General features: G+C 69.2%; 21 protein-coding genes and 1 tRNA gene. 11 read left to right on the forward strand and 11 right to left on the reverse strand.

The annotated features are described in order from the left end of the window. Positions 1-134 precede the first annotated feature (134 nt). Together FNH09_RS26650 and FNH09_RS26655 are read right to left on the reverse strand one after the other, a co-directional pair. Positions 135-824: a GAF and ANTAR domain-containing protein gene (locus tag FNH09_RS26650; protein WP_420802779.1), complete on the reverse strand. Its 690-nt coding sequence runs from the start codon at positions 822-824 to the stop codon at positions 135-137. Positions 825-1376: 552 nt separating this feature from the next. Then, positions 1377-1625, reverse strand: coding sequence for a plasmid stabilization protein (locus tag FNH09_RS26655; RefSeq protein WP_162469137.1), 249 nt, complete (start codon positions 1623-1625; stop codon positions 1377-1379). A gap of 204 nt (positions 1626-1829) precedes the next feature. Here FNH09_RS26655 and FNH09_RS46785 point away from each other — a divergent pair, with 204 nt between their 5' ends. The 3 genes from FNH09_RS46785 to FNH09_RS26665 all read left to right on the forward strand — a co-directional run bounded on the left by FNH09_RS46785 (position 1830) and on the right by FNH09_RS26665 (position 4457). Then, the gene (locus tag FNH09_RS46785) at positions 1830-1988 is read left to right on the forward strand and encodes a hypothetical protein (protein ID WP_156110837.1); all 159 of its coding nucleotides are present in this window, start codon (positions 1830-1832) and stop codon (positions 1986-1988) included. A 170-nt stretch (positions 1989-2158) separates the two neighbouring features. Then, complete coding sequence (locus FNH09_RS26660; RefSeq protein ID WP_338017693.1) at positions 2159-2740, forward strand: GntR family transcriptional regulator; 582 nt, start codon at positions 2159-2161, stop codon at positions 2738-2740. Positions 2741-3188: 448 nt separating this feature from the next. Next, the gene (locus tag FNH09_RS26665; protein ID WP_152892390.1) at positions 3189-4457 is read left to right on the forward strand and encodes an ATP-binding protein; all 1269 of its coding nucleotides are present in this window, start codon (positions 3189-3191) and stop codon (positions 4455-4457) included. Between the two features lie 563 nt (positions 4458-5020). On the opposite strand, the gene FNH09_RS26675 is transcribed toward FNH09_RS26665, so the two are convergent. Beyond that, a complete protein-coding gene (locus FNH09_RS26675; RefSeq protein ID WP_152892362.1) occupies positions 5021-5449 on the reverse strand; it encodes a hypothetical protein in 429 nt (142 codons plus the stop codon). Between the two features lie 123 nt (positions 5450-5572). Here FNH09_RS26675 and FNH09_RS26680 point away from each other — a divergent pair, with 123 nt between their 5' ends. Beyond that, a complete protein-coding gene (locus tag FNH09_RS26680; RefSeq protein WP_420802780.1) occupies positions 5573-5854 on the forward strand; it encodes a zinc ribbon domain-containing protein in 282 nt (93 codons plus the stop codon). Here FNH09_RS26680 and FNH09_RS26685 read toward each other — a convergent pair. After that, positions 5821-7011, reverse strand: coding sequence for an IS110 family RNA-guided transposase (locus FNH09_RS26685; RefSeq protein WP_162469138.1), 1191 nt, complete (start codon positions 7009-7011; stop codon positions 5821-5823). The genes FNH09_RS26680 and FNH09_RS26685 overlap by 34 nt on opposite strands. A gap of 1024 nt (positions 7012-8035) precedes the next feature. Beyond that, on the reverse strand, positions 8036-9313 hold the full coding sequence (locus FNH09_RS26690) for an MFS transporter (RefSeq protein WP_152892364.1): 1278 nt from the start codon (positions 9311-9313) through the stop codon (positions 8036-8038). Between the two features lie 265 nt (positions 9314-9578). On the opposite strand from FNH09_RS26690, the gene FNH09_RS26695 reads away from it, so the two are divergent. The 4 genes from FNH09_RS26695 to FNH09_RS26710 all read left to right on the forward strand — a co-directional run bounded on the left by FNH09_RS26695 (position 9579) and on the right by FNH09_RS26710 (position 13011). Continuing rightward, positions 9579-10331, forward strand: coding sequence for a L,D-transpeptidase family protein (locus tag FNH09_RS26695; protein WP_152892366.1), 753 nt, complete (start codon positions 9579-9581; stop codon positions 10329-10331). Between the two features lie 8 nt (positions 10332-10339). Then, positions 10340-11041: a response regulator transcription factor gene (locus FNH09_RS26700; protein ID WP_152892368.1), complete on the forward strand. Its 702-nt coding sequence runs from the start codon at positions 10340-10342 to the stop codon at positions 11039-11041. Next, positions 11038-12870: a sensor histidine kinase gene (locus FNH09_RS26705; protein WP_152892370.1), complete on the forward strand. Its 1833-nt coding sequence runs from the start codon at positions 11038-11040 to the stop codon at positions 12868-12870. The genes FNH09_RS26700 and FNH09_RS26705 overlap by 4 nt, the downstream gene beginning before the upstream one ends. Positions 12871-12937: 67 nt before the next feature. Further along, a tRNA-Met gene (locus FNH09_RS26710) sits at positions 12938-13011 on the forward strand. 726 nt (positions 13012-13737) lie between these two features. Here the strand turns inward: FNH09_RS26710 and FNH09_RS26715 are convergent. Further along, positions 13738-14670: an SMI1/KNR4 family protein gene (locus FNH09_RS26715; RefSeq protein WP_162469139.1), complete on the reverse strand. Its 933-nt coding sequence runs from the start codon at positions 14668-14670 to the stop codon at positions 13738-13740. Between the two features lie 115 nt (positions 14671-14785). Here FNH09_RS26715 and FNH09_RS26720 point away from each other — a divergent pair, with 115 nt between their 5' ends. Continuing rightward, on the forward strand, positions 14786-15310 hold the full coding sequence (locus FNH09_RS26720; protein WP_152892394.1) for an NUDIX hydrolase: 525 nt from the start codon (positions 14786-14788) through the stop codon (positions 15308-15310). A 268-nt stretch (positions 15311-15578) separates the two neighbouring features. On the opposite strand, the gene FNH09_RS49895 is transcribed toward FNH09_RS26720, so the two are convergent. Then, positions 15579-16310: an FG-GAP repeat protein gene (locus FNH09_RS49895; protein ID WP_152892372.1), complete on the reverse strand. Its 732-nt coding sequence runs from the start codon at positions 16308-16310 to the stop codon at positions 15579-15581. A gap of 256 nt (positions 16311-16566) precedes the next feature. Further along, entirely contained in the window at positions 16567-17259 is a 693-nt protein-coding gene (locus FNH09_RS26735) for an SMI1/KNR4 family protein (protein ID WP_152892374.1), read from the reverse strand. Between the two features lie 294 nt (positions 17260-17553). Between FNH09_RS26735 and FNH09_RS26740 the strand changes: the two genes are divergently transcribed. Then, positions 17554-18087 carry a VOC family protein gene (locus FNH09_RS26740; protein ID WP_152892376.1) on the forward strand — a complete coding sequence of 178 codons (534 nt, stop codon included), beginning with the start codon at positions 17554-17556 and terminating at the stop codon, positions 18085-18087. A gap of 77 nt (positions 18088-18164) precedes the next feature. On the opposite strand, the gene FNH09_RS26745 is transcribed toward FNH09_RS26740, so the two are convergent. From FNH09_RS26745 to FNH09_RS47175, 3 genes are read right to left on the reverse strand one after another with little or no spacing between them, the layout of a single operon-like run. Beyond that, entirely contained in the window at positions 18165-18497 is a 333-nt protein-coding gene (locus FNH09_RS26745; protein WP_238427122.1) for a PH domain-containing protein, read from the reverse strand. 49 nt (positions 18498-18546) lie between these two features. After that, entirely contained in the window at positions 18547-19176 is a 630-nt protein-coding gene (locus tag FNH09_RS49900; RefSeq protein WP_152892378.1) for a DUF3887 domain-containing protein, read from the reverse strand. Continuing rightward, the gene (locus FNH09_RS47175) at positions 19173-19493 is read right to left on the reverse strand and encodes a hypothetical protein (RefSeq protein ID WP_162469140.1); all 321 of its coding nucleotides are present in this window, start codon (positions 19491-19493) and stop codon (positions 19173-19175) included. The genes FNH09_RS49900 and FNH09_RS47175 overlap by 4 nt, the downstream gene beginning before the upstream one ends. 15 nt (positions 19494-19508) lie before the next feature. Between FNH09_RS47175 and FNH09_RS26755 the strand changes: the two genes are divergently transcribed. Further along, positions 19509-20237, forward strand: coding sequence for a DUF2625 family protein (locus FNH09_RS26755; RefSeq protein WP_162469141.1), 729 nt, complete (start codon positions 19509-19511; stop codon positions 20235-20237). The last annotated feature ends 114 nt before the right edge of the window (positions 20238-20351 follow it).

Here is a 20351-nt window from a genome sequence, read left to right on the forward strand (position 1 = left end):
GGGTGTGGGAGTGGCTGGGAGGGGGACTTGGTGGGCAGGGCCGGATGGGCAGTCTTCCCCGGGGAGTCGACCTGGTCCAGGCTTCTCCGGTTCGGACCGTGTGCTGGGGAAGCCGCCTCTGCCCTGACAACGGGTTAGGGAAGAGCGCCGTGTTCGCAGATGAGGCGGGCGACCTCACGGAGCTTGGTGTTGCTTCGCTGGGAGTAGCGGCGCAGCATGTCGAACGCCTGCTCCTCGGTGAGGTGACGGCTGCCCATGAGGATGCCCATCGCCTCACCGATGAGGTGACGGGTAGCGACGGCCTGCTCCATCTGGGCGTGGGTACGTGCGCTGGAAAAGGCGACCGTGGCGTGCGACGCCAGTAGCCAGCCCGCCAGCTCGCTCGCCTCGGTGAACGCGCCCGGCTTGCGGGAGTAGAGGTTCAGCGCGCCGAGGTCTTCGTCGTCGGTGAACAGCAAGAAGCCCATCACGCTGCCGATACCGAGCTGCCGGGCCTTGGGGGCGTAGGCGGGCCAGCGCTGGTGCTCGCCGGTGAGATCCGCGATGCGGAAGACCCGATCGCCCTGCGAGCTGGAGGCGGCATCGAAACACGGGCCTTGTCCCGCCCTGCCCTGGAGCCGGTCGCTGTCGATGACCAGCTGATGAGTCGGAGCGAGAGTCTCCACCTCGCGGCCGCGCAGCACGAGGATGCCGGCGGCGTCGCAGCCGTCGACCAGCTCGGTGGCCGCGGCGGTGATCCGCGCGAGTGTGGCGTCGACGGAATCCCGTGCCAGCAGATCACGCGCCAGCGACGCCATTTGCTGCGCGAACTCTCCCCAGTCCACCTGTCTCTCCCTTTCGGTCCGCCGGGTCACTTCTCCTGCCCCGCCTTGCCCGAAAACGCACAGGAACACGCTGACGGGCGCCGGCCGGGATCCGGCGGCCGCCGACGGGCCACCCAGGGCCGCAGCGAGCCGGCCCGGTGCGGCTTGTCTGCATCGGGGTGGGATTTAGTTCCTGGCGATCTTGCCGGAGCATCCCATACGCCGAGGTCCCGGGGGCTGGCCTCCGCACCACGACCGAGCGGCCCGCGCCGCGGCGGACGGATCGGTTGGACGTGGGGCCGCCGGGTGGGCGGCTGCCGGCCTGTCCAACCCGGGCCATGGTCATGCCGGCAGCGCTCGCGCCCACGGGCTGCCATACGCTGCGCACCGGAGGCGCGAGCTTGCAGAGCTCTCGCAACTGAGAGTCCGCCGGTGCGCACTGCCGCACGCAGCGCCGTGACCTGTGGTGACCGGGGTCTTGGCGGTCGCGGCCGATGTGGGCAGAGCGGCACGGTGGCGGCGCGGCGGCGGAGCTGCATTTCACGGGTGCCATCACATGGGCAAGGGCGGGGGTCAGCGGCCGAGGGCCTCGCGCAGCTCGTCTTTGGTCATGGTGGAGCGGCCGTCGATGTGTCTTTTCCTGGCCTCCTGGTAGAGCTGGTCCTTCGTGGGTCCCTGCGATCTGCTGTGGGAGTGCTCGCCGCGGTGGGACGCGCGCGCCGCGACCTCTTCGGCGAGCTGGTCGGAGACGCCGTGTTCCTTGGCGTTCTCCCTGATTTGCTCGTACTGACGTTCGCTTTTGTCGTCCTGTCCTGTGGGCACGATGCCTCCTGGCGTTGATCGGATTCCTGCCCTGTCGGGGATGTCCTGCCGTGCGGAGCAGCCCGCGTGCATCTCCACTCAACGCCCGGCGTACCCGGCGTGCCACATCGGGGCGACGTTCACGCGGAGTCTTCGGCACCTGGGTGGACGGCGGTGGCTGCCGGCCGGAGCGCGGTGCGGGTTGGGCGCCGAGAAGCCGGGCTGGTGTCGGAGTCATGGTTCGGGCGGCTGCGGATCCACCGGCTGGAGACCGCCCCCTTGTCCGAGGTGCAGCAGCGGCTTCCTCCATACGGGCTGTACTGGCGCGACAGACTCAGGAGCCTGGGTGAACTGCTCGACCGCATCCCGGACGATGACGCGTGACCTGCACGTTCGACGGCCCCGAAGATCCGGATGACCTCACGATCGCCCGGGTCGGCCAGTTCCCTGCCCACCCGCTGGCCGAGGTCTGCCGTGCTCTCACCGAGCCCGAGCTGATCGCCCAGTGGCTGATGCCCGCGGACTTCCGTCGCAAGGTCTACCACTGCTGGAAGATGACCTCCTTCCGCCGCCCGCATGCCTACGTCTCCGGCACTGTGGAAGCCGAGGTCCTCGGGTTTCTTCGTGTCACGGTTGAGTACGCCCTGAGTACGCGTGGGATACGGCCTCCGAGGTCAGGCCTCACGCCCGGGTCCCTGGCTTCCCGCCCGCGGGACATCACAGACGACCTACGGCACCAGATCGCCACCGGTCGGATCAGTCCCGGCGAACGCCTCCCGTCCGAGGTCGGCTTGGCCGGCCGGTACAAGGCCAGCATGATGACGTTGCGGCGCGCTCTCGGCTCCAGGGCGAAGGCCTGGTCGAGAACCTCCTCGGCAAGGACAACTTCGTCCGCCGTCCTCTCCGTAAGATCGCGTACGGTGGCGGCTGGGGGGCGCTGGATCCGGGGACCGCCACCGAACCGGCCTCGCGCGTCACGCTGTGCAGCACCACGGGCAGCGCCCTCGTCGCGTACTCCTGCGTCAGCCACGCAGGCGATTCGCTGCACGGGCGGCCGTCATCCGGTCCACGTCCCGCGCACTGGCCCTGACGAAGCCTCGGCCTTCCGCATCAGCCCCACACACCGCTCCTCGTAACACCCACGTCGCGACCGACGCCACCGGCCGAGTCGTCGAAGCCACGCTCTTGGCGTTCCCAGGCGATCGCGTCCACGCGGTCTTCACCACGCACCAGGCGATCGCAGAGAGGAGACGCAAGGATGACGCCACCGAACGAGCCCCGAGCAGTTCGTCCCCGAAGCTCTCCGAGCGGTCCGGGCCCCCACGCCTTCCGTCGGCCATCCTGGGGCCTCCAACCGGGCGGCAGGCCGCCCGTTGGGCTGCATGGGCGGCGCGGGCGCGGCCTCCAGGATGCTCCCCGGCGACCGGGTACGCCGCACGGCTTCCGTGTCCGGAGGCCTCCACGCCCCGGATTCCCCGGTGGACCGGTGCCGTGGATGGTCTGGACCACACGGTTCGGCCGATGTGCGCGTCCCGCGCCCGTCGGCCGATGATGGGGAGTACGGCCGAACACGTGGAGCTGACCATGACGTGTTGGCATGTCAGGGACTACACCCCGGACGATCTCGAAGCAGTGATCCGGGTCGATGCGGAGAGCAGCACGGCCGACGAGCCACCCCTCTTCCCGCTGTCGGATGCGGTGGCGGCCCTCCAGGCCCTCCACCCGGCGGTGGTGGCCACGGCTGACGATGTGGTGGTCGGCGCCGCGGTGAGCAGGGTGGAGGGCGACCGGTCGTGGATCCTGCGCCTCTGCATGGCGCCCGCCTGGCGGCACCAAGGGCTGGGCAGCGACCTGATCACGGCACTGGAGCACCGGCTGTTCGCCGGCGGAGTCCGAACGATGCACGCGGTCCTGCCCGAAGGTGGGGCCGGTGCCGCAGCCCTGCACCACTGCGGCTTCGGTGCCCGTTCCGGTCTGGTCTTCTTCGAGAAGCGCGGGGCGGTGACTCCCCAGGCGGCCAGCATGCTGTCCTTGCTCGGGGCGGAGCTCACGCCCGGGGGGCTGTGGCAGAAGGTCGCGGGCATGCAGCGGGAGAAGGAGCTCATCGAACGGCGTCTGGTCCTGCCGCTGGCCCATCCCGAAATGGCCGCCCAGCACGGGGTCGACCTGCCGCGGGCGGTGATGCTGTTCGGGCCGCCCGGAACCGGCAAGAGCACGTTCGCGCACGCGATAGCCAGCCGCCTGGGATGGCCGTTCCTCGAACTGTTCCCCGCGCGGCTGGCCGCCGAGTACGGGCTGGCCAGCGGACTGCACCGGCGCTTCGACGAGATCGCCCGGCTCGACCACGTCCTGGTCTTCATCGACGAGGTCGAGGAGGTCGCGGGGACCCGGAGCGGTGCGGACGCGACCGCGGTCGGTGTCGTCAATGAACTGCTCAAGGCGATCGTCCGGTTCCGGGGCCAGGACGGGCGGCTGCTCGTCTGCGCCACGAACGACGTGACCACGCTCGACTCCGCGTTCCTGCGGCACGGCCGTTTCGACTACGTGCTGCCGATCGGGCCGCCCGACGACCGTGCGAGGACCGCGCTCTGGGAGAGCTATCTGACCCGAACGGGCGCGGAGGCCGACAGCGCGGCACTGGCGTCCGCCAGCGAGGGGTTCACCCCTGCCGACATCGCCCATGTGGCGCGCACTGTTTCCCAAGCCCAGTTCGAGCGTACCTTCGACACCGGAGCACGGGCCCGCCCCACCACCGAGGACTACCTGCGCACGATCGGCGAGACCAGACCCACGGTCAGCGCGGCCATGGCTCAGGAGTTCGCCGCCCAGACCGAGAAGTTCGCCCGCATCTAGCTGGTGTCCTGCGCCGGAGATCCGTTGGCAGAGGCGGGCGAGTGAGTCGAGGATCTCTTCGGCTGTCTTGGTCCAGGTGAACGGGGCCGGGTCGGATTCTCGTTCCACTGTTTGACCCAGGCGCGGATGTCGGCTTCCAGGGAACGCACGCTTTTGTGGGGCCGCGGCGGATCTGCCTGGCGGCTCTGTCGAAGATCTTGTGATCGGGCCCGTGTCTGACGGGCGAGCCGACACGTTGCCGCTGGTGTGGTTCGCGAAGCCTTGCGGGGGTTCCTTGCCCCTGGCCGGCGCTCCAGCGCTCGCCCCGCCCCGTCAGCGCCCACCTTGTGGCACCGCTGAGTCACAAACCTCCCAGGGTCCCTCCACCGGCCACTCCACCCGCGCCGTCTCCCCCGCGGGTACCGTCGCGGCCGCGGGGGAGACAGGGGACCGGCGAAATGCGGCTCCGGAGGTGACGGAATGCGCCGAGCGAGGCCAGCGAGCCAGGTGGCCCCGCGTGTGGTGGCACGCTTGCCGGCCGCTCTGAGCATCGCAGTTGGCTGGCTTGACGAGCCCTCTGCTGGTCAGCAGTTGATGGGAGGGTTACCGGAAGCGACTCGGCAGTAGTCCGACCCGAGTCCGCCGTCGACCGTGCCGGCGTTTGGGCCGACGGAGATGAAGTCGCCGTCGGCTCCGCCGAGAATCCTGCCGGCCGCCGCAGCACCGGCGCTGGCCGTGATGGAGTCGCCACCGGCGCCGCCGTCGATGGTGCCGGCAACGATGCCGTTGATGACGATATAGTCGCTGCCGCCCAAGCCGTTGACGCTGTCCCCCACGGCGAGGGCGCCGCAGCTGATGTAGTCGGAGCCGGCAGTACCGTTGACGGTCGTACCGGATACGGGGCTGCCGTTGACCGTACATGACGTCAGGGCTTGTGCAGGCGTTGCGGTCAGGGTGAGGGGAGCGGCCACGAGGGTGGCGGCGCAGAGCGTACGTATCGCATGTCTGATCATGAAATGAGTGGCTCATGCCGATTTCATGATCGCAATGCTGCACCATCGGTGACGCCACCGTTCGGGGCAGTCCGCCCCCCGGACGGGCTATCGGGACTGGCGGTCCGATGATCGGCGTTTGAGGTGTATGTCCGAAGCCGGAGTAAGGGGTCCATCCCGCAGACCTGCTCCACCTGCGGCGCGGCCGGCGGGCCCAAACCCCTGTCCGTGCGGGAATGGACCTGCACCGCCTGCGGCACCCTCCACGACCGGGACACCAACGCCGCACTCAACGTCAGACAGGCCGCCGGACTGGCGGCATCGGCCTGCGGAGCGCCGGTAAGCCCAGAACCTGTTCCGGCACAGCGCGAAGAAACTTCCCAATCTCGATGTCAAGCCGCTGCGGCGAGAGGAGGACCACCTTGATAGGGCGTCTTGTCGCGGATCATGGCCCACAAGACGTTGGTCCGCCGACGGGCGAGAGCAATGACGGCCTGCTTGTGACCCTTCCCCTCAGCGCGCTTCCGGTTGTAGTACGCCTTCGAGACCGGGCAGAAGAACACGCTCACCTGCGCGGACATGTAGAGGGAGCGTTGGAGGCCGCGGTGGTAGCGCTTTGGTCTGCGCAGGTTGCCGCTGGTGCTGCCGGAGTCCCAAGGCACGGGGGCGAGGCCGGCGAAGCCGGCCAGGCGGTCGGGGCTGCCGAAGACGCTCAGGTCACCGCCGGTGGCGGCGATAAACTCTGCCCCGAGGGTAGGTCCCATGCCGGGCAGGCTGAGGATCACTGCGGCGTCTTGGTGCTGGCGAAACCGGTCCTCGATCCGAGCGTCCAGTTCGGCGACCTCCTCGCGGTGGGCCAGCACCGCGTTCGCCAGCCGGGCCACGAGTTCGGCTCCGAGCTGCTCACCGGGCAGCGTCGTCTGCTGGGCCTGGGCGGCTTCCACGGCCCTGCGCGCGAGCGCGGCGGCGTCGCTGACCTTGCGGTTCCTCAGCCAGGTCTCCAGCCGTTTCGCGCCCATGCGTCGGATCGTGGCCGGGGTCTGGTATCCGGTCAGCAGCGTGACGGGTCCCTTCTTGGTCAGGTCCAGGGACCGTTCCAACGCTGGGAAGAAGTGCAGGAGTTGGGCGCGCAGGCGGTTGATCTGCCGTGTCTTGTCGAAGACCACGTCCAGGCGGCGAGCAGTGAGGAGGCGCAGGTCGACGGCGAGTTCGTCGCCCGGTCGCAGCATGCTCAGATCGCGTCGTACGCGGGCCTGATCGGCGATGATGAAGGCGTCACGGGCATCGGTCTTGCCTTCGCCGCGGTAGGTGGTCGATGCGTGGTGAACGGCCCGGCCGGTGAGGTAGGCGATCGGCTGGTCGCGGTTGAGCAGCAGGCTGATCAGCAGCGCGGCGATGCCGTGGTTGATGTCAACTGCCCACAGCACGTCGTCCGATATTGCCAGGACGTCGTCGACGAGTTGGAACAGGTCGGGCTCGTCGTTCTGGACCCGGCGGGAGAGGAGTCTCCTGCCGTGCGCGTTGATCACGACGCAGTGGTGATGCTTCTTGCCGATGTCTACACCGGCCCAGAGATCGGGCACGGTTCCCTCCGTCACGTTGCGGTTCGCGATCTGGCAGACGACCACGCCGACGTTGTCCTACAACAGCGATCGAGTCGCGGTTCCCAATTGGCGGTCGGGTCGTCGCGGGGCTCCAGGCGGCCAAGTTTCTTGAGCCATTCGGTCGGCGACAGGAAACAAGCCATACCTGGAGCCCCTTCGGGGCCGCTGGCCCTACGAGTGACCAGCACAGTCCCGGAGGTGAACCTAGGACCCCGCAGAGCTCCGGGCAGCCAAGTTGCCAAAGCCATCGAACGACGACGGGAAACAAGCTACGCCCGAAGCCTCTTGAGCCCACCGGTCTCACGAATGACCAGTTGAGGCCCGCTTAAAAACGTAGGACAGGAAGCCACGGATTCCCGACCGGAAACTGTGCCGCGTAGCGGCACAGCAACCAGTCAGGGAAGGCCAGAATCCTCGCCCTTCAGGGCGAGGAGCATGTCAAAGCAGGCCACCCTCCCCGGTGAGCTTCACCCCACTGGCCCGGGCCCGGGCGACCAGCTCGGCGACCAGCCCGTCATCCACGGCGCCCGTCGCACTCACAGCGGCCTTCCCGGCAGCGATGCCACTCGTCCCGTCAGCCATCAACTGTCGCTTCCGGATCGGGGGTTACACCACTCACCGTACCGACCCCAGCCGCGGCAGTGTCGCGGAGCAGAGGTCCAGGACCAGGCGGAATCCGTCAGCCTCCAGCAGGAGTTCTCGGGCGTGGTGTGCGAGTACGTGACGCCCCGGCCGCGCACAGCGGTTGCTGCCATTGGTGTGGCGGGCCGCGTCATCCGATGAGAGGGCGCAGCACGGGCACACTGCGGCCGGAGCTGAGCACGCCCGCCAGGACCGCGCCGACGGCAGCGCTTTGCCAGATCAGGGCATGTGAGCTCCACCCGTTCCCAGGCCATCGCCGGCTTCGACGCAGCAGCAGGCCGGCGGGATGGCCAGCGGCCACCGCTGAGCCGCCAGTGGCCTTCGGCCCTCTGACGATCAACGGCGGCCGCAACCGTCGACGCTAGCCGGTCAGGTCGGCGATCTCGGCCGCACCGGTGGTCGGCTGCTGGGGAAGCGCACCCGCCGGCGGGGCCTGCCGCACGGCCCGGTTGGCCGTGGTGAGGAGGGTCAGGACGAGCAGCCATGCTCCGCAGAGCCAGACCAGCGGCTTGGCACCCAGTGTGGTGATGAGGGCGCCGCCCGCGAGCGTGCCGATCGACAAGGCTCCCGTGGTGAGTGTGGAGACCGCGCTCGTGGTCCGGCCTCGCAACTCATCGGGGGTGATGGCCAGTTGGTGGGTGGTCATGGCCACCGCGTACACCGGAGCCACCAGCGACTCGGCGGCCGCGACCGCTCCCAGCAGCAGCGGGTTGGGCGCGAGGGCGTACAGCGGGAACATCAACGCTTCCAGCCACAGCATCACCACGGCGATGCGGCCCAGCGGGAAGCGGCGCGTGGCTCTGTCCGAGACCAGCGCACCCGCCATGGCACCGACCGCCGCGCCGCTGAAGATGACGCCGATCCACAGCGGCGAGGCGCCCACCTGCCGGGCGAGGGTGATGATCAACAGATACCCGGCGCCGTAGCGCACTTTGTCGGCGGCCGAGACCAGGGTGAGGAAGCGTATGACCGGCTGGCGCCAGAGCCAGCCGAGCCCCTCTCGAATCTCGGTGGTGAGTCGGGACGCCGTCCGTACGTCCTGCCGGTCCGCCTGGAATCGGGCAGGCATCAGACGCAGCGACGCCGCGGACACGGCGAAGGAAGCCGCGTTGACGGCGAACGGCACGGTCCGGCCGACGGCGTAGAGGGCACCGGCGAGGGAGGCTCCGAAGATGCCCACCGCGCCGGCGGCGGACTGCGAGTAGCCGAGCGCCGCGGACAGTTGGCGCGGACCGACCACGTTGGGCAACGCCGCTGTGTTCGCCACCTGGAAGAGGGTGCTCAGGATCCCGACAAGCACCGCCGTCGCGTACAGCTGCGGGAGGGTGAGTCTGCCCAGCCACAGTGCGACGGCGATACCGGCGGTGAGCACGGCCCGGCCGAGCTCACACCAGATCATGGTGGCCTTACGGTCCCACCGGTCGACGAGGGCGCCGGCGATCAGCCCGAACACCAGGAACGAAAGGGTGCCGAGGCCCAGTACGAACCCCGCTTGGGTGGCCGACCCGGTCAGGGCCAGCACGATCAGCGGCAGGGCCATGAACTGAGCCTGGTCACCGATGGCGGAGACCAACTGGCCGCTCAGCAGCAGCGAGAAGTCCCGGTTCCGGAACAGGCCGGGACCGCGAAGAGTATTCATTGGAGTTACGCTCCGTAACAGCTCAAGGACACAAGGGTGACGTCGAAGCTGGTGTCCGAGCTAAGAAACACGGGGCGTGACAAGCATGCGGGAACCGTAGACAGGGCCCGGGCCGGAACGCAATCAGTTTTGTGGAGAGGCCGTACGGGCCCGGCGACTTCACCCGAGCTCGGCAACAGGGCGGTATCCGCTGCGGTGGGGCGACGGTCAAGGAAGCTTCCTGGATCTGACAGGTTCCTCACATGTGTCGGCAAGAGTCGGCTTCATGATCGATCGCAGAACCACCGTCGGGTTCCTCGCCGCCCCCTTTCTGCTCAGCGGCTGTGGCGGCGACCCCTCGGCGGCCCGGAGCGGAGCCGCCCCCAACTCCTCGGCGCGCACGCCCACTCCGGCGCGTACGCCGGTCCCGGCCATGCCGGTCAGTGCCGCCCTGCGGCGGATCCCGGGCCTGGGCCCGGCCGTCATGGCAGCGATACCGGGCCTGGCACGGCAGGCCGTCGTGGTGACCGGACGCGGCCGGGACTCCCCGGTGTCCACCGCCGTCCTTCACGAACGCACCGAGGCAGGCTGGGAGGCCGGGCAGACCTGGCCCGCGCACAACGCGCTGCACGGCTGGAGCGGCCACCACATGGCCGGTGATCTGCGTTCGCCGCTCGGTGTCTACACTCTGAGCGACGCCGGCGGACTGCTCGACGATCCCGGCAGCCGACTGCCGTACGAGCAGTCCTCCGGGTTCGTCTCGCCCGGCACCGGATTCGAAGGCGAGCCGCTGGCCGGCTCGTTCGACTACGTCGTCGCCATCGACTACAACCGCGAACGCGGCAGGTCACCCCTCGACTGGACCCGCCCGCTCGGCGCGGACCGCGGCGGCGGCATCTGGATCCACGTCGACCACGGCGGCCCCACCCACGGCTGCATCAGCATAGGGAAGGCACACATGAAGGCACTGCTGCGCGCACTGGACCCCGACCGGCATCCGGTCGTCGTCCTCGGGTACGCCGACTGGCTCGCCCGCTGAGCCGCCCCATGTGCGCACATGTGCTGGTCGCCGAGGACGACGAGATGCAGGCCGAGCTCATCCGCCGGTCGCTGCTGGCGCAGGGCCACACCGCCACCGTCGTGCACGACGGCGCGGCCGCGCTGGACGCGGCCCGCCGCCTGCGGCCCGACCTCGTCATCCTCGACCTGATGCTTCCAGCAGTCGACGGCTTCACGGTGTGCCGGCAACTGCGCGCCGACGACCAGGACATCCCCGTACTGATGCTCACCGCCCGCTCCGCCGAGGACGATCTGCTGCTGGGCCTCGAACTGGGCGCCGACGACTACATGACGAAGCCGTACAGTCCGCGCGAGCTGATGGCCCGCATCCGCACCGTCCTGCGACGCAGCGCGCGCGGCGCCGGCACGAGCCGGGAGGAGCCCGCCGTACGGGCCGGGGCCGTCACCGTCGACCCCGTACGGTACGAAGTGCACTGCGACGACCGGCCGGTGGAGTGCACGCCCGCCGAGTTCCAGATCCTGCTCGCCATGGCCGGGGAGCCCGACCGGGTCTTCTCCCGGCGGCAGTTGCTCCAGTGCACCCGCGGCTTCGACCGGGCCTCCACCGAACGCGCCATCGACGTCCACATCATGAACCTGCGCCGGAAGATCGAGGCCGACCCGCGCCGCCCGGTGCGGCTGGTCACCGTGTTCGGCATCGGGTACAAACTCAGCGGCGGCCGCGGATGAAACACCGGATACCGCTGCGCAAACGGCTGCTCGTACGGCTGCTGACCGCCTCCGCGCTGATCGCGCTGTGCTCGGTGGCCGCGACGGCCTGGCTCGCGGTCGCGACCACCACCAGCGCCCTGAAGGAGGAGCAGGGACAGGACCTCGCCACCGACAGCGGCATCCTCGCCCAGCTCAGCGGCTACGCCGCCACCCACCCCGACTGGTCGCGGGCCGCGCCCACCGTCCGCGCCCTCGCGGCCCGGTCCGGCCGGCGTATCGCCCTGACCACCGCCGACCGCACCGTCATCACCGACTCCGCGGGCCGCGGCACCCCTCTGCCACCCCGGCCCGCCGCCACCGTCGACCCGCTGCACACCGACACCTACAGCGAGCCCGGGGCGCAGTCGAGCGGCATCGACCCCCGCGCCGTCGGCCCCTACCGGCTGCCAGCCGCCGAACGGCTCCACGTCGACGCCCTGGCCAGGAAACGGCAGCTCTGCTATCACGCACACGGCATCCAGGTGACGGTCCAGCGGCTGCCCAGCGGACGACCGGTCCTCGTCGGTCCGGACGGAGAGGACTCTGTCGCCTACGTCCCAACGGAGTGCGCCGACGGACTGCTCAACACCCCCACCGCCACCGAGAACAAGGCCCTGGCAGCGCTGACCGCCCGTACCCGGGTTTGTCTGGACCGGCAGGGCCTGGTCCTCGGCGCGCCGCTGTACCTCTCCTTCGACGCCACCGGGAAGGACTTGCTGAGCCTCCGGCTCGTGGTCAAGGGCAAGGAGCGCGCCGGTGACGCGACCGAGGAGGCGGGGCAGAACTGTGCCCGCGGCGCCCGCCGCGCGCAACTGGACCCGTATGTCGCACCGACCGCCCAGCTCTTCCTCGGTATCGGAGACCGAAGCGCACCCCGCTTCGACATGTCCCCGGCCAACAACGCCAAGGTCGCCGGCGCGGCCGGTCTCGTCCTCGTCGTCACCGTCGCGGTCACCGCCGTGGTCGCCGGCCGACTGGTGCGCCCGCTGCGCGCGCTGACCGAGGCCGCCCAGCAGCCGCCGAACCTGCATGTCCGGGTCGCGGTCACCACCCGGGACGAGACCGGCATCCTGGCGGAGGCGTTCAACGACCTGACCGAGCGCCGCGCGCGCCTGGAGGCCCAGCGCAAGGCGATGGTCAGCGACATCGCGCATGAGCTGCGCAGCCCGCTCACCAACATCCGCGGCTGGCTCGAGGTCGCCCGGGACGGTGTCGTCCACCCTGACGCCACGCTGCTCGGCTCGCTGCACGACGAGGCGCTGGTGCTCCAGCGCGTCATCGACGACCTCCAGGACCTGGCGGCCGCGGACGCCGGAACCCTGCGCCTGCACCGCGAGCCCGTGCGCGCCGACGAACTCCTCGACCAGGTCGCCGCGGCCCACCGGGTGGCCGCCGACGCAGCGGACGTCACCCTGCACACCGAGGCCGGCGCCGCCCTCTGGCTGGACGCCGACCCGGTGCGCATCCGGCAGGTGCTCGGCAACCTGGTCTCCAACGCACTGCGCCACACACCCGCCGACGGCACGGTCACGCTGGCCGCCCGCCGCGCCGACGACGCCGTCGTCCTCACCGTCGCGGACACCGGCACGGGCATCGCGCCCGAGGACCTGCCGCATGTCTTCGAGCGATTCTGGCGTGCGGAGAAGTCCCGCAGCCGGCGTACCGGCGGCAGCGGCCTGGGCCTGTCCATCGTCCGCCAGATGACCGTCGCCCACGGCGGCAGCGCGGAGGCGGCGAGCGAGCCGGGGCAAGGCGCCGTGTTCACGCTCCGGCTGCCGAGCGCCCAGCCACCGTCCGGCGCCGACTGAACCGCCGGGAGGCCGGCGGTTAATTCTCTGCCGGGTCGTTTCTCATCGCGTACGCTGTGAGTACCGACGCGGGGTGGAGCAGCTCGGTAGCTCGCTGGGCTCATAACCCAGAGGTCGCCGGTTCAAATCCGGCTCCCGCTACGACAGTTCGGCCCCCTCGGCACGATCGAGGGGGCCGATCGCATGTACGGGTCCGGTCGGCGAGGTCCGCGGCTGAGCGGTCCGGCTGCGCCGGTCGTGTCGGCGTGGCTCAGGTCATGAGCAGGCGCAGGCCGAGGCCTGTCACGTCAGACGGCGGGCTTGTCGTCGAGGGACGCGCGGGCTTGGTCCATCCGGCCCTCGATCGTGCAGGCCGGTGCTTCAGGGCCGCGTGCTGCGGCCGCCGTGCTGGTCCACCGACCGGATCGGCAGGATCGTGGCGGCGGTGCGCACCCTCTTGGCCCGCGAGTCTCCGCGCCCGGCCACGCCTCCTCGAACCGCCCGGTGACCGCGTTGTCGCCCGCTCCACTGCACGTCGCACAGAAACCCGGTGGGATGAGCCACCACGTATCAGCGGTTCTGCGCACCTCCTGCCTGATCTGCATCAACCCCTCTGGGGCAACGAGAAGGACTCAGTCGGCGTTCCGGGATTCGTGGAGATGGCCGTACCGGGCGCCGCGCGGAGGATTGCCGCGCCGGCGTGCGCGGCTGGGGAGGGTACCTGCCGGACAGTGGAGGTGCGCCGTCGGCGCGTCCCTGGACGGCGAGGTGTGACGTCATGACGTTCGAACATCCGGCGCGTAAGCGCGAGGACGGCCGGCGTGGGCGGTTCGAGGAATGCGCGGAACCGGCGTCGAACTTCACGAGCTCACCGCAGCGGATGACGTCTCACGTCAGGTTGAGTGCTCTCTGCATGGAGTCGCGTACCGAGTCATCCGTCTCGTTCGCCAGATATCGGCTGAGTATTTCTCGTCGGTGGGCAGGTAGCCGCCAGCCGTGCGGAGTGCGTGTCGTCATCAAGATGGCGGCGAGGGAGCGGATCCCGGACACTGGATCGGCGAGTGCCGTGGTGAGTAGGTCTCGGCCGTGCTCTCCCTGGGCGGCGAGGGCGCGGAGGATCGTTTCTCGGACGGCTGGGTGAGCCTCTGTGGTCAGTGCGTGCAGCAGTGTGCCGGGCAGGTCGGTGCTCGGGGCTGGGTGGGTGATGAAGGTGTAGGCGGCGGCTCGCCGCCGTGTCGGACGTTCGTCATCCAGGAGTGCGGCCACAAGTTCGGCTTCGTTGCCGGACATCTGGTCGGCGAACCAGGTGAGGTTCCGGTGCCCGGTCAGGATGAAGTCGAGCCACCGCTCGTACCAGGACAGGAAGTCGGAGTCGGTGTGAAAGCGGGGAGCGAAGAACCCTTCGTAGTTGACCTCGACCAAGCGCCCGCGCCCGGCACCTGTGACGACAAGTAGCGTGAAGTCACTGCAACCCCGGTAGACGACCCTGATGGCGCCGGCGAACGAGTCTGCGGACTCGCGTCGGTCAGCAGGGCCATAGGGGATATCCAGGTCGGGGACGATCGGGAACGATTCGGCGAGCTGTTCCATGCTGGTCTGCCGGTTGACCCACCGCTCCATCGGCAGCAGCCCGTAGGTGGGACCGTATCCACCGTTGCCGATATGGGTGAGGAACTGACGGAATTCCTCAGGCAGTCGGACACCGTGGTTGTGCTCGAAAGCTGAGATCTCTGCTTCAGCGAGTGGGGGGCCGAGTACGGCCTTCTCCGACGCCGGCAGGGCGGCGAGTTTGCTGTGGATCCGAGTGATCCTGGCGTCCACCAGTACTTCTTCTCATGTCGGATGAAACTTCAAGCTGACCATAGTGCATGACTGGGCCGCCTGGTTGCTGTCGGTCTGCGTCGAACACGGCAAGGCGGCGCTGGCGGCGTTGTCAATGGGTTCTGCCAGGGTGTGCTTCGTGGATGAACTGGTGGAGCGCGTCGACGGTCAAGATCGTGTCCTGGGGGTGGTCACCCGTCGGCAGGCCATCCGGGAGGGTTGGCTGCATCGAATCGCCTCGACGGTGTGTCGTGATGAGCGTGGCCGGATCCTCGTCCATCGGCGGTCGGAGCAGCTGTTGCGCTTCCCCGGGCTCCACGAGGTCATGGTCGGTGGCGCCGCGGACGTCGGCGAATCCTATGAACAGGCTGCCGCAAGGGAGTTGGCCGAAGAGCTGGGCATTTGTGGTTTGCCGCGCCTGCTGTTCACGTTCATCAACCGCAGTGGCCTGAGCCCTCATTGGCTCGGCGTGCATGAAGCCGTGATTCCGGACTCTCTGACCCCCGCTCTCGATGAGATTGCCTGGCATGGCTGGCTGACCGAGTCGGAGCTTCACTCGGCCCTGTCGGAGTGGAACTTCACTCCCGACAGCCACGAAGCGTTCAGCCGGTATCTCGCGTTCCGAACGGCGCAGCCCTGACCTTTCTCGCCTCTTCGATCGGGCCCCTCAGCCCCGGGAGCGTCCCAACGGATCGGCGATCAGCGGCAGCCGCTGGAAGCTGCTGCTTGTTCGCAGCCGCCGTAGCTCGGCTGCCGGGTCCACGACGGGTCCGACGCGTCGTCGGTGTTCATAGCGGACGTCCGCAGCGTGAGCGACGAGGACGGAATCGTCCTGCTCCTCGCGTGAACTCCACCGCGATTTGCGGGCCAGGCCGGGCCCTTGCCCTGCTCGGCCGACCGCAGAAGTCCTACGACGGGTCCAGCTCAGGCCCTGCCGACCGGCGATCCGCGCAGGCGCCGTAGCCGAGGGCGTCGGGGTCGTAGGAGGGAAAGTCCCACTCTCCGTACTGGCCGGTCTCCTCACGGCTCACGGACACGCCGCCCCTGTCCTGCCGGCCGATGACGCTGTAGACGGCGCCGTCCCCGCCCGACTGGAAGACCTCCAGTTCGGCGCGGCCGTCGTGGTTGGCGTCGATGGCCCGTGCTTCGTACACGAACGACGACGACCACATACGGATGGTGCCGATCCGGCCGCTGCTCAGGTCGCGCGCGAGAGGCCCGTAGCGCACCTCATGCACCACCATGTTGTCCTCCGGTTCGTCGCCAGTGTTCTCCTGGCTGTAGAAGACGGCAAGGTCGAGGTAACCGTCGCCGTCGAAGTCTCCGAAGGCTCCCCGCGTCTTCATGTCCTTCCATAATCCCCCCAGCATCTGCCAGAACCCGACGGCGTCGTCGACGCTGCGGTGATCGTCTCTCTGGAAGACCACCGAGCCGGTGCTCTTGTTGATCTCGTCCAGGTGTCCGTCCGCGTCGACGTCTGCGCGCAGGGTGGAGCCGTCGGCGGAGCAGATGGCCATGGGGGCGTGATCGCCGGGCACGGGTTCGATCGCCTGCTGAAGCCATATACCGCCGGCGAGCACGACAAGAGCGGTGGCGCGCCGCTGGCGGCGTGTCCGCGGTCGCGGCAGCGACGCGAGCACCCCCCGGAACGTGGCTCGCTCAGGGGCAGGAGAAATGGGCATGCCGGGAATCTACTAGCGTGCGTGACGGCGGCCCGACCCGCCGTCGGAGAACGGCCGTGGACTGATCCCGACCGGACGGTCGGCCCGGTGCGGCTGCGGGAACGGATCGAGGCCATGCTGTGGGCCCACGACGAGGCGGGCCGGCCCAGACCCGGGACCTTCACCCTGCACATCCGCGACGGCGGGCAGCACCTGCGCTGTCCCCGCGCGGTGGTCAGGCCCGACAAGAGTCGACTTGCCCTGGCGGCGCTGCCTCGAGCTGCCGTTCGGTGCGCTCGAGCCACCTGAGATACCAGTGGGCGAAGTCGTACCCGGACGGCTTGATCCCCAGGTCCGCAGGACGCAGATCCTCCCAGACGGCCCCCCGGTGGGGGCCCGTCATCACCAGCAGCGAGGCGTAGCCGCATCCCTGCTCACTGAGGAACACCGCTCCTGCCTCCTGGGCGTCGTACAGCTCCTCGTAGCGCGCGTCCCATGCCGCCTGTGCGCGGCGAAAGGCGTCGTCGTCCGCGAAGGCCTCTGACTGCGGCTCCTGTGTCTCGAGCGAGTCGAGGTCCTGCTGAAGTGCCTCGGCGACGAAGGGCCGTCCGGCGAACTCGGCCGTGGTCGACTGCCCCGGACAGGCGAGCCCGATGCCGCGCCACTGCCACCCACCGTCGTCCCGGACGGGCGTCATGAGACCGTAGTCGGGGCCGGCACCTCCGCCGCCTACGCACAGCAGAAAGTTCCGGTATTGCGCCGGCAGACCGATTCCCAAGTCTGCCTCGAGCGCCTGGAGTTCTTCCTCGTCCATGACCGGACTCAGCCCAAACCGGTGCCCCTGTGCCCCGAAGACCTTCTCCGCCCCCGGGTGTCCGGCCAGCCGGAGCACCCGCTGGCGCACGTGCGCCCATATCTCCTCGGTCATGACCGCACGCTAGTGGGCCGCCCATCATGTCGACATGCGAATTTTCTCGGTGCTCGGCCCGGCCGCGACCGCGGCGGCGCGAGAGCAGCTCGGTCCGCAACTGCTCTTGCCGCCATCGCACGGTCCGGGTCGTCGCCCGCATGCGCAATCCCGCCCTCGCATCTTGAGTACGAGGGCCCGTCACCGGTCCCAATCTGCCCGTACTCAGCCTTGTGCAACATCCTTTAGGACAGAAGCTGACCTAGCTCACGCCTATCGTCGGTGCTCGCAACCAACATCAGCGAAAGGACCGCGATGCCCGAGCAGACCAGCGCAGCGCCGGAGGGCTACACCACCGTTGCATCCTGGATCGTCACCGACGACACGGGGGCCTTTCTTGACTTCGTCACTCAGGCGTTCGGGGGTGAGGAGCTCGGACGGGTGTCGACCGAGGATGGCTCCATCGGGCACGGTGAGATCCGCGTCGGCGACACCGTCGTGCTGGCCTTCGACCGACACGCGGACTGGCCCACCATGCCGAGCCTGCTGCGCGTGTTCGTGGCCGATGCGGACGAGGCGTTCTCACAAGCTGTCGCAGCAGGCGGCCATGTCGTCACGTCCCTGGCCGACGACGCCTTCGGACAGCGCGGAGGGCGTATCAGGGATCCCTTCGGCAACATCTGGTGGGTGGTCAGCCGCGTTGAGGACGTTTCTGAGGGCGAGATGTGGAAGCGGCTGCAGGACCCCGTTTACGCCGAGGTCATGCGCGTGGCTCAGGAGACGCTCGACGCCGAGCTCAGCGGTCGACACCACGGGCGCAGCAGTGCACCCGTCAGGACAACCAACTGACCGATGATGCCGGGGTTCGCATGCGCCAGACCGGTAGCCAAGGATCATTTTCATCCTGCCTCGGCAGGAGGAGCGCCTCACTGAGGGCTCTTCTCCGCGATGATGCGAGCGACGGCGGCCGCGTCGTCCGGTGTGATCGTGGGGCGGACCCGGTGGCCCACGTCGAGCACGAGCGCCACAACCTTCTTCGGCCGGTTGGGGTCGAAGTTCCACCAGTGGACGAAGTCCCCCGAGCCCCAGATGCGCCACCTGCGCACCTTGTTCGCGCCGGTCAGGGGAAGCGTCTCCACGCCCCTGATCGAGGCATAGCGGATCGTCTTGGCCCCCCAGGGGTAGTAGCGGCGGATGGCGATCCCCTGGTCGTCGCACCGGATCGTGCCGTCGTCGTAGGTGGGCGGGGCCATGTTCATCTGCCTTTCCTGGCGGTCCGCCGGTTGCCCCGGGGAGCGGCGGGGCGGTTCACGGGGTTTCGGGCGCGAGGATGAAGAGGCCGGCGACCTTTTCGTCTGTGTCGAATGCGACGCGGGCCTTCATGTCGCCGGCCTCGTAGCGCAGCGGGACGTCAACGACTGTGTGGTCGCCGATGCGGCGAACGAACGGCTCGCCCTCGCCGAAGCCCTCGAAGGCGCCGACCAGACCGGCGACCGTGGCCAGCCCGTCGAGGCGGACGTCGTCGGTGAATGCCGCCAGTACCTCGGCGTTGAACGACCGGCGGGCTTCGTCCATCCGGCCGTCGAGGACGGCGGCCGCGATCTCGGTGGCTCGGGCGGCGGCGTCGGTCATGCGCACGGTCTTGTCCATGGGTTCTCCCGTTCTCGGGTCGATGGGCTTGCCGAACCGCTGGAACGCGGCCTGGCGGGTGACTCCGAGCAGGTCCCCGATCTCCTGCCAGGTGTGGCCGGCATCCCGGCACTGCTGCACGCACAGCTTCAGTACCTGCTCCGCCAGGCCGTCGACGTCCTCGGCGCGTCGGACGAGGTCGAGATAGGCCGGCTGAGCCACTGGGCTGCCGGCCGACCCCGCCAGGGCGGCGGCCTGCTCGGCGAGGCGAGCAGCCAGGCCCGCGAGAGACATCGGCGAATCAGTCACATGTCAAGGATGCCTTTACGAGATTCGTTCGTCAAGGAGGCCTTTACATCGCCCGGTGCGGCCTCCGAGCGTCCCACCGACCACTTGCGGCGTTTCACTCCTGCGGCGGCTCTCGAACTCGCCGGAAACGGGCAGTCACGGGCGAACACGTCGCCGCCACCGGAGCAGTAGTGGCTCTTGAACTCGGCGGAGCCCTGGCTTTCGCACGGCCCGATGAAATCAGCGGGACTCAAAGTGCTGGACTTCGGGAGTCCGCGTCGCCTGCCGTCGATGGCAACCTGTCCCTCGGACCTGGCGTCGGAGACGTCGGGCAGCACTGGGATCATCATCGGGTGCGTGGAATCAATGAGCTGATCAACGTGGACGACCCGGCTTGGCCCGAGCTGCGGGAGCTGTTCACGGCCAGCGCTGTTCCAGTAAGGGTGCTGCCCGTTGACCGGGGCGAGGGCCGCCGGTGCCTGCTGCAGATGCAAGTCACGGCACGATCGGTGCTCGGCGCCGTAGCGCTGAACAGCGGCGGCCTGGTCCTCGATGACGGATGGGTGCGTGTGATCGGTGGCGGGTCGGGCGAAGACCACGGCAGTCTGCCAAGCCTTGGCCAGGTCAATGAGTTCCCCGCCCATGTCGATCCCGCCTGGCATCCGGCGAAGGGCCTGGTCGTGGGCCACGACGTGCTGGGCGGAGTGTTCGCGCTGAACGGCCACGACCCGGAAGCGGCGGGTCGGCCCGGTGCCCCAGGACAGATGACCTACTTCGCCCCCGACACGTTGGAGTGGGAAGTGATGGAGATGGGCCACTCGGTATGGATCTCCTGGATGCTGTCCGGACGGCTGGAGAAGTTCTACGAAGGGCTGCGCTGGCCGGGCTGGCGGGAGGAGGCGGCCGCGTTGTCCTTCTCACAAGGCATCTCGGTGATTCCGTTCTTGTGGTCGCAGGAGGCTCGCGCGGACCTCGCGGCCACCAGTCGACGTGCCGTGCCGATGCGTGAAGTCCTCGGCGTCGCCGCGGACTTCGCCCGGCAGATGGGCCCGGTCGATCCGGGATTCCTCGGTGCGGTATAGGTCACAGGGCGCGGCGATCCATTCGCGGTGGGCGCGCCGCACAGCATCCTGCTGCTGTGCGGCGGGCTGCCGGTGAGTGTTTCGGGTCATGAGCGGGCCTGCTGCCGTGCGTGC

The sequence above is a fragment of the Streptomyces adustus genome (genome assembly GCF_009377175.1).
In the GTDB taxonomy this organism is placed as follows: Bacteria; Actinomycetota; Actinomycetes; order Streptomycetales; family Streptomycetaceae; genus Streptomyces; species Streptomyces adustus.